17 protein-coding genes are annotated in these 17314 nt (G+C 45.1%); all 17 read right to left on the bottom strand.

Annotated elements, in window-relative coordinates; translation table 11 throughout:
* Positions 1-22 precede the first annotated feature (22 nt).
* Positions 23-607 carry a hypothetical protein gene (locus HLH16_RS01160; RefSeq protein ID WP_171527907.1) on the bottom strand — a complete coding sequence of 195 codons (585 nt, stop codon included), beginning with the start codon at positions 605-607 and terminating at the stop codon, positions 23-25.
* A gap of 27 nt (positions 608-634) precedes the next feature.
* Positions 635-1498, bottom strand: coding sequence for a hypothetical protein (locus HLH16_RS01155; protein ID WP_250850206.1), 864 nt, complete (start codon positions 1496-1498; stop codon positions 635-637).
* Between the two features lie 335 nt (positions 1499-1833).
* Positions 1834-4407, bottom strand: coding sequence for a hypothetical protein (locus HLH16_RS01150; protein ID WP_171527905.1), 2574 nt, complete (start codon positions 4405-4407; stop codon positions 1834-1836).
* Positions 4408-4426: 19 nt separating this feature from the next.
* Complete coding sequence (locus tag HLH16_RS01145; protein ID WP_171527904.1) at positions 4427-7462, bottom strand: hypothetical protein; 3036 nt, start codon at positions 7460-7462, stop codon at positions 4427-4429.
* A gap of 11 nt (positions 7463-7473) precedes the next feature.
* Complete coding sequence (locus HLH16_RS01140) at positions 7474-7740, bottom strand: hypothetical protein (protein ID WP_171527903.1); 267 nt, start codon at positions 7738-7740, stop codon at positions 7474-7476.
* A complete protein-coding gene (locus HLH16_RS01135; RefSeq protein ID WP_171527902.1) occupies positions 7740-8999 on the bottom strand; it encodes a hypothetical protein in 1260 nt (419 codons plus the stop codon). The genes HLH16_RS01140 and HLH16_RS01135 overlap by 1 nt, the downstream gene beginning before the upstream one ends.
* Positions 8996-9304: a hypothetical protein gene (locus tag HLH16_RS01130; protein ID WP_171527901.1), complete on the bottom strand. Its 309-nt coding sequence runs from the start codon at positions 9302-9304 to the stop codon at positions 8996-8998. Before HLH16_RS01130 ends, HLH16_RS01135 begins: the two co-directional genes overlap by 4 nt.
* Positions 9305-9351: 47 nt before the next feature.
* Positions 9352-9759: a hypothetical protein gene (locus tag HLH16_RS01125; protein WP_171527900.1), complete on the bottom strand. Its 408-nt coding sequence runs from the start codon at positions 9757-9759 to the stop codon at positions 9352-9354.
* Positions 9760-9843: 84 nt separating this feature from the next.
* Positions 9844-10515 carry a phage adaptor protein gene (locus HLH16_RS01120; protein WP_171527899.1) on the bottom strand — a complete coding sequence of 224 codons (672 nt, stop codon included), beginning with the start codon at positions 10513-10515 and terminating at the stop codon, positions 9844-9846.
* Between the two features lie 2 nt (positions 10516-10517).
* Positions 10518-11378, bottom strand: a complete 861-nt coding sequence (locus HLH16_RS01115; RefSeq protein WP_171527898.1) for a RyR domain-containing protein — start codon at positions 11376-11378, stop codon at positions 10518-10520.
* 88 nt (positions 11379-11466) lie between these two features.
* Positions 11467-11943: a hypothetical protein gene (locus HLH16_RS01110; RefSeq protein WP_171527897.1), complete on the bottom strand. Its 477-nt coding sequence runs from the start codon at positions 11941-11943 to the stop codon at positions 11467-11469.
* 56 nt (positions 11944-11999) lie between these two features.
* Positions 12000-13292, bottom strand: a complete 1293-nt coding sequence (locus tag HLH16_RS01105; protein WP_171527896.1) for a phage capsid family protein — start codon at positions 13290-13292, stop codon at positions 12000-12002.
* Positions 13293-13312: 20 nt separating this feature from the next.
* Complete coding sequence (locus HLH16_RS01100; RefSeq protein ID WP_171527895.1) at positions 13313-14347, bottom strand: hypothetical protein; 1035 nt, start codon at positions 14345-14347, stop codon at positions 13313-13315.
* 204 nt (positions 14348-14551) lie between these two features.
* Positions 14552-14767: a hypothetical protein gene (locus HLH16_RS01095; protein ID WP_171527894.1), complete on the bottom strand. Its 216-nt coding sequence runs from the start codon at positions 14765-14767 to the stop codon at positions 14552-14554.
* Positions 14764-15216 (bottom strand): hypothetical protein, encoded by a 453-nt coding sequence (locus HLH16_RS01090; RefSeq protein WP_171527893.1) that lies wholly within the window; start codon positions 15214-15216, stop codon positions 14764-14766. Before HLH16_RS01090 ends, HLH16_RS01095 begins: the two co-directional genes overlap by 4 nt.
* 718 nt (positions 15217-15934) lie before the next feature.
* On the bottom strand, positions 15935-16306 hold the full coding sequence (locus HLH16_RS01085) for a hypothetical protein (protein WP_171527892.1): 372 nt from the start codon (positions 16304-16306) through the stop codon (positions 15935-15937).
* Positions 16307-16393: 87 nt separating this feature from the next.
* Positions 16394-17272, bottom strand: coding sequence for a hypothetical protein (locus HLH16_RS01080; RefSeq protein ID WP_171527891.1), 879 nt, complete (start codon positions 17270-17272; stop codon positions 16394-16396).
* Positions 17273-17314: the final 42 nt, after the last annotated feature.

Genomic DNA, 17314 nt, shown 5'->3' with positions numbered 1-17314 from the left:
CCATTCACCGGTGCTTTAGATTTTATGATGTTGCAGTAACGCGATAGCCAATTTCAAACACATCACCGTTTTGGAATACACGTGCAGCAGGGTATTTGGTCGCAGACAGCAACACACCAGTCGTACCGCCACGTTGGTTATTGGTCAGTAGGGCAACACCAGTCACATTCACTTGTGAAGTCGTTGCAATAGTCACGCTTGCCACGCTTGCAAAATTATCAATGTATTTCTGGTCGGTTGTATCAGATGGGATAAATTGTGGACGTGTCGCATTGGTATATCCCTCAGTCAGTGAAACAATCTCACCGGCTGTTGCAGCAAAGTTCGCAGCAGTCCAATTGTCTGCCGGTGCGGTTGCACCATTAAACAATGCCAAATACGAACCTGCAGGTTTTGCTTTAGAACCAATCGCCACGTTTAACACATGGATCAGGGCTTCCTTTGGAATCAAATTTTTAGTGAAGGTCGCTTCACCACCATTGACGCGATCCATATATTCACCCGAAAGCATGAAGCCATGTTTCGGAAAGAAGATACCTTCGTCAGTTTCGTCAAAATTCTCATTGAGTGCGTCTTTCATCAAGACGCGCTGTAGTTTTGCATCCATGGTTATGGCCTATATTGTAAATAAAACCTAATTTACAACTGCAACCAATCGATCTCCAAACCCTACAAGCTGACAGGATTGTGCTGTAATTCCCTGGATGGCTTCCGATTGTAATTCTACCAATTGACCTTCTGCCGTCCCCACTACAAAACCATTCTCAGCCAGCCATACGGCACACCATGTGCCGCCCTGAGAAAGTGACTTAACCATATCACTATGCAGCAAATGACTGCTTGCATAGACAGGTGCGCGTGATGCCTTTTGTTCAATGGCCATGTTGCGCACGTCCTGACCACGGACAAACACCACATGATCCGCTTGTCCTACCCAAATACCACCATCCACCGGCTCAATAAAACGGATTCGTTGCGGAAACTGGATAAAGTTATATCTATCGTCTGTTAAGTGGTAAGTCATGGCTTCGGAAAAATACAGCACATTGGAACGTACCACCCACAAACGACCACGCCATAAGCGCAGGAAATCACCGCTTTTCATTGGAGATAGGTACTGGAAAGTCGCAGCCCGGCCCAATTCCGGCAGGGCCGGTATATCGATACTCATGGTACCAATCGGCAGTTCAAATGCCTGGCGCAATTCACCACCACCAGGATCAGTCATATAGATCCGCACATGCGTCACATTGCTGTCTAAACACATCGGCAATTGCAGTTGCACACCGCTTTTATCCAAGAGCTGAACACTCTCGATTTCAGACAAGGCTGATTCAAGCCCATTGGCCACCCAGGAAATTGCAAAACTATAATCCCCTTGATCCAGGCTGTAGCCAGTTTTTGAACTTGCTTGTGGTTGGGCCGGTGTATCGATGGTCAGTTTTTTGGCCGTGTTGCCGTCATAGGTAAATAGTCCTTGATCGCAAGCCATGCACACCAGGTTATTCAGCACGATATGCTGTACCGGACCTGGGCCGCATTCAAGTAATGGCTCAGTTTGCCAGGTATCAGGATTGACCTTGACCCATTGATCCCCCAGGGCCGCGAAACAGTCCTGGTGTAATGGCGATTGCCATAAGCAGCGTAACGCCTGGTCACTCTGCAGCTGCATTGCCTGGGACAGTTCAGCCCGGCCAGTATCCGTGAAATTGATATTCACCGCATCCCGGACAAACAGCCCAGGTGAATCCCCTTTCATTTCCAGTGCGGCATCTTCCTTGACGTTATTCACCCCAAGAAAGGCCGGTATTTTTTTTGTAGCCATACGGCCCCCTATTCGTTAATCACACCAATAAAAGCCTTGGATATATGAGTTTCATTTAATCTGGTGTAACCAAAGCGATAGTTTTGGCCGGCCAGATTCTTTAAAGAGATATTGGCATATTCAGCATCCCCAAAGACAACCTTACAGGCATCTTCATATACAACGGTACCATTCTCTGGATTCGGTGAGAGTGAATAAAATGCAGGCGTATGCTGTTGATCATGTAGTTTCACCGCACGATCCATCACCGAACATCCCATGTTATAAAAGTTTTCTCGGCCACCGTCCTTGTTGATGGTGTATTCCTCTACTGGTGGAGGTTCGCCACCATAAGAGATAAGGGTGATTCCGGTAGGAGGGTGTACGATATTGGATACGTCTGCAGGTAATCCACCGATCCAGTCACCATAATCGGCAAAGTCTGAATTTTCCTCTGTTTTGTAATAATAGATTTCGGCCCATACCGGAAAACTATCTACCGGCCACGGTCTACCATTACGCGGCATGGTCTGTTCAATCGTGACCCAATGCCAGGAAAAATCATAGGTCCAGAAGCCATAGGAGTTGGGATCGGTTATTCCATACTGGCGCAGTGTTTCCCGATAAGATCCTTGATCATGCCATTCCTGATGGCCGTAAAAACTTATATTGCGATTAAGATAGGGAATGATAAAGCCCTGACGCATCCCAATATTGCCGGTGCTTTGCTCTGTGCGCTTATGGGTGTAATAGCGTCTACGTGTCAATATACCTTCGGTAGATCCGTAAAAACCAAAGTTAGCAAAAGGTTTCCCCCATCCCTGATCCTTGCCTTCAATAGTCGTGGTATAGACTGACCCCGGTATTTCCTTGCGATTGTCGAAATCAGTTGAGTAATAATCACCGCCATTATAAACACCACCTGTCAGGCGTTTTTCTTCCCAATTCCCGACAATCATGCTTTCTTCAAAATTGGAAATCGTTTTCTCTGTAAACTTGCGGTCATCCCGATAGTTCTTAATCACCTTTAAGGTGTCACCAATGTAATAGGCAAAAATAATGGTATCGATATATGGGTAAGTATCTTTATCACCTAAAGGCTTAAAGTTCATGGAAACACAGCCACCTTCAAATGGTTCAGGTAGTTTTATCCGTTGTCCTTCGTGCAAGTAACCCTCATTGGTGATGACTAGACCTGCTTTACTCTGAGCGATTGGATCAAGGCGCAAGTTATCCCAATACTCAATATCAGCCGCACCATTTCGACTACGCGCCCGGTCCATAATTTCAGATTCATCGACACGTCTGATTTTGTAACGAATCGATGCAAGTTGACCAGGTTCAGTGCTTTCTTTTAATGCGTTAAATAGCCTGGATAGATATTCACTTAATAAGTCGCGTTCATACGTGGACCAGTCTTGTGATACCTGCTTACTTTTAGCCCATCCCCGATTCTCAGCCGAAAGCATTTGGAAGCGAATCATAAAAGTATAGCCATAGCAAAAACCGTCATCCGAATAGTCAAAACAGGTATTTATCGCTTCGGTACAATCCAGATTACTACTCCACCCACATGCGGAAGAATAAGCTGAATATTGAAAGAATTTACCTGTATCACCTAAACGGATAATTGCGCCGGCACGTACCCACCGATAAAACTCTGCACCCAATGGAAAGCCCTCACCGCTTGGCATACCGCCAAAACGATTCAGGATTTTCTCAATTTCACTATCCCCAATAGTTTCAATATACTCGCGGAAGGCTGTGGTAGTCGTTGCCGGCACCAATGGTAAAGGCATTGCCCATATCCCGACATTATTAATCTTGATTAACCACGGCTCACGCTTCTCATCAAATGCTACCAGGTCTGTATCATTGAATTGAAAGTTGTATTGATACTGGCCATTGGTCGGTGCTCGGCCAGTGTATCCAGGCAAGCAGCAGTTTTCGATTTCTGGCCGGATCTTTTCGCTCACTTCAAAAGGCAAGGTATAACGCAGCTGCTCGTATATATCCTCTTGTGGTAGCTTCTCGAAATCCTGACGACCATAAGCCCCAACAATTTGTACGACCTGAGCCATACTGCCGCTATACCAGGTCGCATGTTGCTGTTGATACTGACTGTGTTCTGTTCGTCCGGGTCGATTACGCAGTATTTCAGGAATGAACATTTGAAAATCGGGTGCATAGGTACAGCGGAATCGCTGCATATCTAGATAATCCGGCCCCATACCTTCATAGTTGGTCATTCTGCGCCGTGTTTCATTACTGAATCGAACACCGATCCCGGAACCATCTTGAGAAATAGCATTCATTACGATGCCGGAAAACAAAAAAGGGATTTCCAGGTGCGTAAAACCGTCCTCTTGTGTAGCTGTGGTCCTTGTACCCGGTTTAAAGGCAATAGCCCTGAATACACCACCACTATCCGTCAGGATTACGCTGCCGCCATCTGGCAAAACACGGGTGTATTTCAGGCTTTCCAGTTCAGAAATAGCCTTGAAGTTGGTGAGCTTCTTGGCACAGTTATCAATAAAAGCCTGATCTTGATCTGTTAAAGGCTCACCATAACTGAACAGTCCATATGGTTTAGGTTCGTGCATGTACTTCGCTCACAACTGTTTAAAATAGGCCGCCTTTACGGTAGTTATCGCTGTTGCCATCCGGCCTGATGTAATGTACGGCAGGTTTAATATCTGGTATGCCAATCGCAAGCGAACTCAATCCACCGACCTGAACTGTCTGTTTAGGAATGGCCGGTTCGTATTTACGCATCCAGACTTGTAGACGGCCCTGGAAATTATCCCGATCATAGATAGCGACCTGAGCACTGTCAAAACCCTCAGTCCGTATCTCGCGCACACGGTCACTGATCCATGCGGTACCGTAACGGCTCATCACACCGCCACCTAGAACAAAAGGCACATGCGCACCAACACGTAACCCTTTCCACATATACGGTGTATCGCCATTTAATCGTGTACCCATAGACTGTGACAGCAAGCCAGTCATTTTGATTTCACGATGGAAGTGATCAATAGCAGGCTTGCCCAATTCAGATAAATTAAACCCTTTTGGTTGCGGCATGATACGCGGTTCGATATGTTTAATCTTTGCCGATCCAAACAGGGAGAATAATGGAGGACGGATAAAGGAAACATGCTGCGTACCAATCGGCCCCAATTGCCCCATACGCATATTGTTAAATCCTTTAGGCCGGATAAAGCTGCTTTGCAGCCATACGCGATGATCCCCTATCCTTAACTGACTACCCAACGCAGCAGATACACGTTGATGATAATGACTGATCCTTGGTACACCCAAAGCAATACCAGGTTTGTCCCGGCCTGCAACACCATAACCATTAATATGATGTAACGGCAATTGTTGCGGTGGATGGTTTGCCCTAGCCTGTTCAGGTGGTTTATCTGTGACCCAAATAGTTAAAGGTGAGGTGCGCGGCTTTGGTGGTACCAAGTTTTCTATCCATTCCTCCACATAAACACGTCGATTCTTATGCTCTACCCTTGGGGTGCCATATAAACGGTCATAGTATCCAGGCTCAACACGAATGGTATTGGCTGTCACGACTGCAGTGCCATATAGCGTCATTGGCTTTTCGCTATCAGGTTGAAGTACATTTTGTAGTACTGTATGCCGTTTTTCATTACCTTCTCTTGGAAAGTTATCAGTCCGCATACCAGGTGGGGAAATCCGTTTTGGCAGATAATTCCCTGCACCGATTTCCTCAATTTTATGTGTCTTGGTAAATTGAGGGATGGCCACACCATAATTTCTAAAATCTACTATTTGTTTTCGATCTGCAATCGTAGTACGGCCAAAAATCTGAGCATTCAATCCATTAACATATAAGGGCCGGGTGTACAGACCGATATATGACTGTCCGTATTCGTCCATAGCAATACCACGTGCTCGTAGCTGTGGCGTTTTATTGCGGATCTGCGGCTCACCAACACGATTCTGTGCAATCCATTTTGGAAATATCTTGGTAAAGCGTTCCTCAATGAATGCAGACCCATATCGCACACTATCAATTCCACGTGCTTCAATATAACGAACTCCAAGCTTTACTTCCGGCATTGGTATTACCGGTGCAGCAATAGAGTAATCAGACTGGATTCTCACATTGCGAATTGCATGAGATAGCATAGACTGACCAAACAGGGATTGTTCACCCAGGCTGATAAAGCGATAAATACGACGTGTGTTCTCTACATGCGGTGTCCCAAACAGTTCAAAATTAACACCTGGTAAGTTATAGCGTTTACCACTCAACCAGATAATATGGTTCGTGCTGAAATATGGAGGTTCAATACTTGGCATTCGGAATGACCGTATACCATCGGCCACCATCGTTTTAGTTGCTTCAACTTCAATCGGTGATGCCAAACCGACTGGATGTATAGTACGTGCGACATTGACAATATCTGCATATCCAAATTTCTGCATCAATGTGCCAAAGGTTGGCACCCTTCGATTACGGTTAAGGACCTGCAGCGGTTCCTTAGTGGTGTAGTCGTCATACTGCCACTTGCCAGTGGTTTTATCCTGCTCGTAATGAAATGGCGCAATATACTGTGTGCTATTAAATACCTTTTGTCTGCCCCATCGGTGATCGTGCGTTTCACCTGCAGTTAGAAATCCTTTCAGATAGATATGCTGCACAAAGTTATAAATTTCGGTTTCACCGAAAATAGTGCTGAATCCTGACGGAAGTAAGGTCTGATTTTCAGGAATAATCCGGCTACCAAATCGCGCTGAATCATGCCCGATCATACCGACAGATCGTGACATGCCGATCTGGTGATTGGATGGAAATTGCTGAAACAGACCACGTGGCTCAATATAGCGCGGATTATATTCAATCCATGCTCTACCATATCTGGCCATATCAAAATTGCTATTGGCTTCTACATAACGCAAGCCGAAAGCAACAAGGGTTTTAGCACCCCAAAGGGTTGATACATTCTCCTGCTTCACGGTTGCTTTTTGCAGGTTAAAGCTGATACGAGCACGACCTGCGGCAAAGCTCCCCAAGCCAGCTATAGGGATATATGCGCGTAGGCTCTGGATCTTTAACTGACCAAATACCAGACTATCCCGACCAGTAGTGCGCAAGTAACGTAGTTTGTTCTCAATCTTAATTGAGCCAAATGCTGTCTGACCCAAACCCTGTGGCGCAACATAACGACGTAGGTTTGCGGCCTTCGCTTCACCTGACACAAAACTATTGATGCCAGATAGTCGAATATAGTTTAAACGGTTATCGACTAACGGCTTACCATATAAGGTTGCAGCATACCCACCAGGCCGCACATAACGGTTTTTGGTAATGATCGTAAAACGACCATAGCCCGAAGCATTTAAACCCGGTGGTTGGATAAACTTATGAAAATTCCGAGCATTAGGTAAACCATATTGGTTTGATAACAAGCCAGTTAGTTGAATACGCTCATTGCGGTTACGGATAAACGTTTGACCAGAAGCAAATGAATCAAAACCAATCCCACCTATGTTCTGTTCTTCGCCACTGGCTTTATGTGCGAAATTTAAAACAATATTGTACTTAGATGAGCGATTCAGCACTTCATCAAAATTAAGGATGATATTGTATTTTGATGAAGTGTTTTGCGTCATACCAATATCTCTTATTTTACATTGTCTTGTGCTGCAATATTATGGTCATTATGCGGATCAACCGCCATTACAATATTAGGGTAGAAATGCGATCCATGCACAATAAACTTCCCATCTTCATCACTCATGGTGCGGCTCAATACTGCTTTGGTATTTCGATTAAGCACAACCACTTCACATGAAATGGGTACACCTTCATGTCGGATCTGACCTTTGATCAACGACGCGTTCACACTGTGGTCGGTTGCGGTTCCCTTGACTTCAGAATCAATACGCATTAGATTTCTCCAAGATTGATAATAATTGAGCCATGTCGAATGGATGACCCCATGTGCTTTCGCTTGATATAGGCATTACCATTTTCACTAAATATTGCTGTTGGAGGTTCTGATTTTAATGTTGAGTTAAGTACACACCGGAGCAGTGGAATTACACCAAGGTAAGCCTTCTGCACATCACGTGCATGAAAATTGCAGTGATAAACTCCATCTTCTTGATTTTTAATATAAGCGTCTGCGTATCCAGTGAATCCGGATGAATCTATACCATAATTCATCCGAGTTTCGTTTGCATTCACCGCTGCACCAGTCACATAAGTGCCGTCACGATTTTTTAAAAGCAGTAAATAGCCACCAACTTGTCCTGAGAATGTAGAGTCTGCACCACTATACCCACTAGAACTTAAAGCACTATAGTCATGACGCGCTGACAAAAACGGACAGTCTTTACCATCAAAAATCCCAAAGCCATAACATACTGAATAACCACTGTATGTGGTAGTGAGATGCTCAGGCAATGTTGTTGGCAAGATAAAAAAATTCTCATCATTACCAACCAATATCCAACCTCGCACCCCTTCAATAGCTGTACCACCTAGATTGATTGTGCCGCCACCAGTGGTATCACTGGTTGCATACACCCATCTCGCCCAACCAATAATTGCGCTAGTGGTGCCTGCTGTGCCTGTGCCGATCCAATTTTTTGTTGGTAGTACAGGATCAAATGGTGCCTGATTACCACTAATGTCATCGATACCAGTACAAGATTCCAGAATACCCACTTTCGCAAATTTGGCGCGTGTAGGTGTATGCAGCGGATCACAGGTATCATCGACCCGTAAATAATATGGGTTCTTACTGGTATCCTTTGCCTGAAAAACAGCGCGACCCGTATCACTAAACGGCATTGACCATCCGAGTGGCGCGAGGCGACAACTTAAAGTTTCAGTAATAGTTTGATCCGGTAATTCAACTAAAAACTCAACTGTGTTTTGTGTTAAACCAAGGACTTTAAACTCAGCATTTAAAACAACTTGGCTTGATCCGGAAAGCTTAATCCATTGGAAAATTTGTAGATTGTGATTGTTCGCAAACGTAGCAACTCCCACACCATCGCTGATAACCACAGAAATAATATCTTGCTCACCAAAACCATCAATCAAACAGGTCTTTAGAGCATGAACCAGATCACCCCAGGTGTTTGTAAGTTGGGGAGCATTAAAGTTTTGTGAACTAAACCACTTTACCGGACCACTCATTTCAGCTCACCATATACCGTTTCGTTTGGCCAATATCCTTTTGCTGTATGCCAGGCTTCAAATTCATTAAACAGCTTGCTTTCATCGGCCAGGACTTCTGGCTCAATTATCTGTTTAATCCAGTCCTCAATGTTGTGTGTGCCCTGTTCGCCTTGGGCGCGTGTTTCGCAGCAGAACATTTGGAATGGTGCGGAATTGATCAAAGTGAACCAATCATGTATTAGATTCACACCACCCATAACGATAGGTTCTGGCGCAATGGATTCCATATTGATAACAATTGGCTCAGGTTTGTTCTCGGACATTTAGATTCTCCAAAAGCCTACAAGAATGTAGGCACGTTTAATGGTGCTTACACCTTGTAGATCTTATTGGTCCCGTTATCCCATGTGATAATAATGTCACCACCATTCGGTGTGATCGGTAAGCCAGTTGCTGTATCCAGAAAGGCCAGCAATGGGCTTGTAGCTTCCTGCCCTGAATCCACATAGATCACGATGGCACCAATCGCACCACCAGAAACCGCTGTGAATGTTGCATCGTTAGCATCAGCTGCGCCACCAGCCGTGGTTTTACCTGTTAGCGTGACTGGACCTGCAATACGTGCAGAACCTGAAATATCAGAAAGGAATTTGTGAGTGGACGCATTGACGGTATATGCCGATGTACTAACCAGGAGCACTTTTACTGTGTCGGTTAGCCAGTTGAATTGGCCTTCAAGATAACCCTTTCGGGCTTCGTCATAGAGGGTATTCGCCATGATAATTATCCAAATAATAAAAACATGGCTTTATGATGTGAAAGTAGGGTTAGACTCGACCAACCCTACACGGGCCTTAGGAACTTATGGCCAGAAAGGTGTGACATGGTGTTCAAAATCTTCACGTACTTCACGACGTAAATTACTATCAGGTCGATCACCGAAGTAATCAATAAACTTGTACTCTGCGATCTGGGCACGGTTTGGATCCATGAACTCTGTATCTGGAACACTGAAGGCTTTATGCAATGCCCATTGCACCAGGTGTGCATGATGTGCCTGGTTAATTTCAGGCTGATCTGTATCCTCCACCATATCTACAAGCGGTAAACGATAGCCTTCAACGATCAAGGTGCCGTCTTGTTCAGGACGTGGTACCAGACGCAAACCTGTGTCAGATTGAATAGCATGTTCTGGATCACCCATTCTTGTGCGCCAGTTGCTATGATAGCGATGACTCAAAATCTCCTCAGAAGCCAACTTCACTTCACGTTCACACTGACCATCCCCAAGGTCAAAGCGCAAGTGTGTTAATTCATAGATACGTGAATCAAGCGGATACTGTGCCTGCCCTGCTATAATTTCAATACGGCAGATCGTGGTATCTTCTGATTCATGCAAAAGACGACCACGGATACAGGCCTCACGAACTGCATCATTCAGCCATGCATCCACATCTTCAGTACTATTGAAGTATGGCTCTACCAAATCACTCGCTTCGACACGAAAACGTCGACGCAATTCATTTAAGTCCATATTTAGATCACTCCAAATTGACGTACTTTCTCAACCGCTTTGTCTTTCAGCTCATCCAGCTTGAATGAGTTCGGATTTACTTTTTCACCGTATTTCGCTTCGATGTAATCCGTGACTGCCTTTTTGGTACCGAACTGCTTGATCGATTCAACCTCATTGAAGATATGGTCTTGGCGCTCCTGCTCCTTTTTTTTCTGGGCTTCCTGTTGGGCCAGAATCTCTGCAGTATCATCTTGCACTTCAGATGATGCTGTCTGCTCTGCTTCCACTTCTTTAAACTCAGGATGACTCAGAAACTGCTTGGCATAGTTGCTTGGTACCGTACGTGCAACACCACGGTTAAATACCAGCTTTGTGCCGTAGAGGTTATCTTGGTACTGCTCTTTAGGTCCCTGATAAACAATGGTCACACCTGCAACTGGTGTAGCACCGACAGACTGTGACTTGGCTTTCTGTGCAGCCACCTGAAGTTGTAATTTAACCAGCTCACCATTCAATGCAGATACATCATCAGGATCTGGCAGGTCTTTGAGCAAAGTCACTACAGCTTTAAATAGATAGTCTTTGGTTTTCTGCTCTACAGGTAACTGGTCATAAGGCAAAATACAAGGATGGGTTTTATTTTCAAGGTCTTTGATTTCACCATAGACCCAACCATCCGTCTCTTTCTGTGCTAGCCATGATTCATGTGACTGCTCAGGTGTGGTATCTGGATTTTCTAAATGCAGCTTTACGCCATATGCCAAACTTTTTTTAAGTTCTTCAGGCGTTTCTTCCCATGGCATGTGCGAATGGTCACCTATCGATGCGCAGTAAGCTATATTCATTCCATGTGCAAGTGATGCCAATAAAGCGATTTTCATAATGATTCCTCATGTGAAATATAAAAAAGGGATGGTGACTCGCTGAAAAATCATCCATCCCATAAACTTCATGTTTTTATGCTTTTACTTAACGTGGACCGGTTAATTCACCTGACACCACGATCTTGATATCAGATGCTTTGGCATTGTCTGCGCCACCAATGGTCAATGTTAAAATCGCTGATTTAGGTAATGTTACTAGCTTGGTACCGGTTGCACGTAAACGTGCCGCAGTAGCCAGTGCACCAGCACTAATGAAATACGCTGCATCCTGTGGTGCTTCTGTTGAGTCCGTACCATCAGCATATTTAAAGCCCAATGATCCAGTCACAGCTTCGGTCATCGCAGTTCCAATCAGCACCTGTGCATCATCCAGCCGGAAACCTACTGGCAGTACACCCAGTTCAATTACATCACCAGATTTCACTGCAGTATCCGAATCAGAATCCAGTACTGCACCAGCTGCATTGGTAGCCAATGAGAAAACCAAGGCTGTCACGTTGCCGTATGGCACCGCACCACCGAATCGATTGACGAATCCGCTTTTACGTTTAATTATCGCCATGAGTTAAATACTCCTAAAATTTGACGGAGGGCCGATCACTCAGCCCTGTTTCAGCCTTAGCCCTGAATCTTCACTACGGTATCGACTGCAATCACACCATGATCGGTGTACTGCATATTGCTACCATCGCCATCCACATCGACATCAAAGCGGATTTTCTTCACGCCACGAATTGTTCCGATCAACAGCTCGGCTTTATCGCCATGATCCAGATCACCCTTTTCAGACCAGAAGTACGGCACACCCGAAGTTTTGTGTGCAGCAAAGGCTTCTGCAAGCGCTTGGCCACCCAAGATGATTGAGCGATCCACCGCATGAGCTTTACCAAAACTTGCTGGTACTAGCGCTGAAGATTCAGCTTCTGAGGTGTAACTGGTCGCATACTTGATTGCATTACCTGCAAAGAAGCGAATCGCATGTGACATTTTGCGGATCAGGAAACCATTCCAGATACCCACATCACCACGGAACAATGGATGCAACTTGGCATTCGATGCACGTGCAACCGCATCAGCTTGGAACTGACGGAAGGTCGGCTGTTTTGAGAACCAGTTGTACTGTGCAGGTGAAACAAGCCAAACACGAAGTGGTGAATCCTCTGCACCATCATCCCCTTCAACCTTGATACACGGTGGTGGCAGGATCATGTCATCCAGTACCTGCTTCATAGAATCCACAGCGTCTAAGGTAAATAGATCTGTAGTCGCAATAGAAGCTTCACCTGCATTGGCAGTGAATGATTTAACACCTTGGCCATCGACCATGAAGTGACGGTTTTTGGTTGGTGCTAAAACTTTATTGACCATGATCTTATTGAACTTCGGATCATTCTCGGTCGGAATTGGCCATTCCACATTCTTAACGAAACCACGTGCCCCACACAGATGAACCAAAAGAGACATATCGCTATAGCGATCCATCAAGTCCTGAGCAATTGGGCGGCCCATACGACGGAAGTCCACCGGACTACGGATCTGCGTCATCACATTACCTAGATCCACTGGGAAACGTGCTTGGTCTACACGCAGACGATCTTCAACGATCGACATGCCGACACCACGACCTTCAGCGTATTCGCTACCCATGATTGGATAAGCATTTACTGGCTGGATCAGGTTGTATGTGACTTCATCACCCAGGCCTTTACCCAAGTCTTGAACACGTACAATCGGCATGTATTTGGAGGTTTGTTTTTTAATGGTCGCTTCTGCACTGCCTTCACCTTTTGGCATTGGGCCAATCAGGTTATTCAGCGTGCTCTTACGACGTAAGCTTTTTGCAAACAGTCCAACGGACTGTTGCATCATATTGGTTTTATCGCCGTATGCGGCATGGGTTTTATCAGTCATGGTATTCTCCACTAACAAATTTATGCACGGCGGCTCATGTACGCTTCGACTTGATCAGGGGTCCAGTTCTCCATTTCTGCGAGAAGTTCAGGGCCACTCAAATTCGATAAACGTTCATCAGCAGATAATCCGGCAGGTGAACCTGCAGGTAGATCTGTGACGCTGTGCGGTACTTTGGATGGAGCGTTCTGTACAGCTTGCTTGGCTTTCTCTACCATTGCCTGTGTCGGCGCTGGTGTATCAACCTTTTGACTGACATTGTTTTGGGTCTTAAACAAACTTAAGAGTTCAACCACCTGCTCTGCATTGCCTTTGTTCAGTACATCGTCATAGGCATTTTTTACAAAGCTTGGCTGTGCATCTTTCCATGCCTGAAATTCTTGCGATTCTGCAATCGAGTCATAATCAGGATGTTCTGTTGCGATATAAGCAAAGTGTTGCTGTTCTGCACTCAGCTGTTGCTGCTGCTTGAACGGTGCAAGGGCTTCATTCATCATGCTCTGCACTTGTGCAGATACACGCTGATTCACAAGTGCTTCAACTCCCTTGGCAATAGCTTCTTCCGAGAAGTCACCAAACATGGCCATCACATCGGCATTGTTTCCACTTGCCTCAATGACTGCCTCTGCTACAGCTGCATTCTGCTGTGCGACCTGAGTATTGCCAGGTGTCTGCTGTACTGCTAACTGCGCAGTGAGTTCTTCCACTTGCTGCTTATAAATTCTTGCTTGTTCACGGGTTTCTTGCAGTCGTTCATAAGGAATGGTGTGTTTTCCATCCTTGGTTAAGACCACAGAGTTTTCCGCATTTTCTTCAACTGGTGGCGTTGGTTCAGCGGCCGGGGGTGTTACCACTGGTTCTGAAGGCGTTGCCTCAGGTGAAGCTGTCCCTGCATCTGCTTTTACGTCTTCTGGTGTAGTGGCTGGCACACTACCTGTTTCTGCAGCTTGTTCTGCAGTCTCGCCAAATAGCGCAGCTTCTAATAAGCTTGCGCCCAGATTCGGTTGATCAGCGTTCGCGTCAATGTTCGTCGTTAAATGCTCTGTATTACTCATGCCTTTCCTGCCACTTATCGCTGTAGCCGCATATAGGTGAAGTGCTGACTTTTAAGAGTCGCTTGCTGTCGATTGCTCAACATAGGCATGAGTATTTGGGATATGGCAAGTGGTGGTCGAACCCTACACAGGGGCGAAAGATAGGCGTAAAAAAACCACTGCTTAGAGTGGTTTAATGTGGAGTGCCATGTAGTGTAGAAATTCTCAATTCACTTTTAGAACTTCTTCATTGATTGCTTGAATTAGATTTAACGACACCACAACGTGAGAATCATCGCTGCATAGATTTAGTAATTCTGCTGCGTTGTATGATGCTGCAATCACTTTAGCCATATATAACTTTTCACCGAAGCACACATCGCAACCGTTTTGACCATCAGTCTCAAGCAGTGATAGAAGTGCATAATGCTTTATTGTCATTGGCATGACTCCACATCTGCGATGGCTTGTTTTACTTGAATCCAATAAGGATCTGAATGTGAACCTGAAACCATGTATTCATATTTAGCCATTTCAATTGATTCAAAATCTTTAATGATCAACTCATGACTTTCAACCAGGCGTTTTAGCTCAAAACCATTAAGAATGATATCAACCCCATCAATATCAAAACCAACCCATTTATCATCAACTTGCTTTGCATAGAATATTGCTTCATTCCATCCATACTTCTTAACAAACTCATTCGCTTTCATTCTTATTCTCCAAAAAAAAGCCCACCCTTGGGGGAAGGTGGGCAAAAAGGGGTAAGAACCCACAGCATAATTTGAATCCCTTTTACCGACACGGATAAGGGTGATCCGATTCAAGGCACAACAACCATAAAGCCCGTCTAAACGGTTATTTAACAATGCTTCTGTTTCTCCCAAAACGTCCACACTGAATGTATTTGAATGCATGGTACTTTTATAAATGCGCCAGGATCGCGCTTCCCATATCCACTTAGCAGATTATCCTTCCCAGCTTTCGCCTGTCAGGACTACGCAAACGCCACCGTTTTAATGGCACCACAAATATCAGGCCCTGAGCGTAGGAGTCGAACCTACCGTACCTGAGGGATTGGTACGCACACCGCCTGCGGCCAAGGATAAGTGCCACTTTTAGCGTGTGTGGCTCACGCGGTCTTTCCCGATGTCATCAGTTGTTATTGTGCCCATAGCGGCTTTTATGGTTCATTAGATACTGAAAAACTTATCGACCAATATCGTGCTATGCCGTCCAACCTTCGAGCGCTTCGGTTGGCAGTCCTCTGTACAAGGCGCTCTGTCCCATGACCTTTCGGTTTCGCTTGAGTCTCACAAGCTCATCAGATGGGTTTGCTAGTCTATTCCTAGCAGTCAATTGATTGACAAGCGCACGGTACAAACGATTTCTTGTGGTTCTGCTTTCCCTGCGGCTAACCCCAGTTGCTACTTGCATTACTCCACCGCATCGGCTGCGGATTCAATCAATGTGCTCGTCTTTCCGAACCGTCAATGGAAATTCAACAAACCTTGGCTTGTTCACCGAGCGATGCTCAAAACCACCCGATATATTTATAGTAAGTCGCCGGTTTACGACGACGTGTATAAAAAAAACACAAACAGTTCAAAGTGGTAAAAATTTTAATTGCTCGACAAAAAACTCAAAGGTGCTTTGTTGAATTGACTCGGACTCGTTGTCGAAAAGCAGACTATATCGATCATCGATACGGCGGAACGAGAATGGAATACTATTGGCCGTCATACAGTACAGATTCAGTGCATCAGATGATTCATGCTCAATGGTGAACTCAGTATCATTAGTCCAACTATTCAGAAAATTATCGAAGCGCTGTGCCAGTGGTCCTTCCTCTGCATCCAACCAGTGCGGCTCATCTTCCTGCTTGGGCTGGGTGGCAATGGCCACAGCTATAGCCATGGTCAATGCAGAAAGTTTGAATGGTGGTGCACCAATAGTGCCGATATTGTTATGACTCATCTGTGCTTGGTGCCTCCGCCTTATCTGCGGCCTGCTGACCGATGGACAATGCCTCATCAATCAGCTTTACGAGTTCTTTGTACTTACTCAACCAAGCACCCAATCATTTTTATAAACCATTTCTTTAAGCACACGGATCGCAGCTGCAAATGCCACTTCTTCAGTGATGCCATTCGCTGTGATTTCTAGTGTAGGCTCTGGTGCTGCATTCACGGCAATCATGCACTTCCAATAATCCAGCTGCTCGTTGGTAACTGCCCAAACATATTCAAATGACACAGGGCCTACATACTTGAGAACTTGTTGTGTTGAAATACTCTCCCAAGGTGACATAGGTAATTCATCTCGACTGACCAAAGGACTAAAACCTGTAGTTAATGCAAAACCTATAGCATCTGAGCCCCGCTGTGACGCTTCTTTTAAAGCATCTGAAGACGCTGTATCACAATCGTTTACGCTTTGCTGAGTATTAGGATTGGCTTTGATATTAGCAACGGATCCACCAAGTTCTTTTGCTAATCGCGCTACGACCAAGTCATATAAGCCGGAAGACTTTATACGAGGATCACGAATACATTCCCGCAATTGTGCAATAAGATTTGGATCGGTGAAGGTTGAATTGTAACCGCCACCTGATCCTGAGCAAGACTTTGACCCTTCCTCTGACTCTGATGGATCTTTAGGATCTTCTGGCAAAACCTGTCCTAATTCTGCCTTAGGGCTTTCACTGATACTCACACCAACTATGCCTTCACCTATACCAAGCGCAAGAGCTTGATTCACCAATTCACTTATTGGCTCACGTAAAGCACCAGCCTTAGTAACTGCATCTGTTAGTTCTGGCGATGCACCACACTTTTCAATGGCTAAACATAGGTCATAAATTTGATTTAGGATTGGAATGCGTGTATCAAGCAGCTCATTAGCTTTTTCACTAAGTTCTTTTTTTGCATCTGTATGTGACATGAATGTCTCCTGGTGGATTATCTGTATTGATCTTTGGAATTA

The organism is Acinetobacter sp. ANC 5378, from assembly GCF_013004315.1.
In the GTDB taxonomy this organism is placed as follows: Bacteria; Pseudomonadota; Gammaproteobacteria; order Pseudomonadales; family Moraxellaceae; genus Acinetobacter.
The sequence above is the reverse complement of the archived record's forward strand: the minus strand, read 5'-3'. Positions and strand labels throughout refer to the sequence as shown.

Coding starts and splice junctions, on each gene's coding strand:
- HLH16_RS01095 (WP_171527894.1), bottom strand. CDS start 14,767: ATGACAATAAAGCATTATGCACTTCTATCACTGCTTGAGACTGATGGT.
- HLH16_RS01150 (WP_171527905.1), bottom strand. CDS start 4,407: ATGCACGAACCTAAACCATATGGACTGTTCAGTTATGGTGAGCCTTTA.
- HLH16_RS01105 (WP_171527896.1), bottom strand. CDS start 13,292: ATGACTGATAAAACCCATGCCGCATACGGCGATAAAACCAATATGATG.
- HLH16_RS01125 (WP_171527900.1), bottom strand. CDS start 9,759: ATGGCGAATACCCTCTATGACGAAGCCCGAAAGGGTTATCTTGAAGGC.
- HLH16_RS01115 (WP_171527898.1), bottom strand. CDS start 11,378: ATGAAAATCGCTTTATTGGCATCACTTGCACATGGAATGAATATAGCT.
- HLH16_RS01080 (WP_171527891.1), bottom strand. CDS start 17,272: ATGTCACATACAGATGCAAAAAAAGAACTTAGTGAAAAAGCTAATGAG.
- HLH16_RS01130 (WP_171527901.1), bottom strand. CDS start 9,304: ATGTCCGAGAACAAACCTGAGCCAATTGTTATCAATATGGAATCCATT.
- HLH16_RS01100 (WP_171527895.1), bottom strand. CDS start 14,347: ATGAGTAATACAGAGCATTTAACGACGAACATTGACGCGAACGCTGAT.
- HLH16_RS01110 (WP_171527897.1), bottom strand. CDS start 11,943: ATGGCGATAATTAAACGTAAAAGCGGATTCGTCAATCGATTCGGTGGT.
- HLH16_RS01160 (WP_171527907.1), bottom strand. CDS start 607: ATGGATGCAAAACTACAGCGCGTCTTGATGAAAGACGCACTCAATGAG.
- HLH16_RS01120 (WP_171527899.1), bottom strand. CDS start 10,515: ATGGACTTAAATGAATTGCGTCGACGTTTTCGTGTCGAAGCGAGTGAT.
- HLH16_RS01145 (WP_171527904.1), bottom strand. CDS start 7,462: ATGACGCAAAACACTTCATCAAAATACAATATCATCCTTAATTTTGAT.
- HLH16_RS01085 (WP_171527892.1), bottom strand. CDS start 16,306: ATGAGTCATAACAATATCGGCACTATTGGTGCACCACCATTCAAACTT.
- HLH16_RS01140 (WP_171527903.1), bottom strand. CDS start 7,740: ATGCGTATTGATTCTGAAGTCAAGGGAACCGCAACCGACCACAGTGTG.
- HLH16_RS01135 (WP_171527902.1), bottom strand. CDS start 8,999: ATGAGTGGTCCGGTAAAGTGGTTTAGTTCACAAAACTTTAATGCTCCC.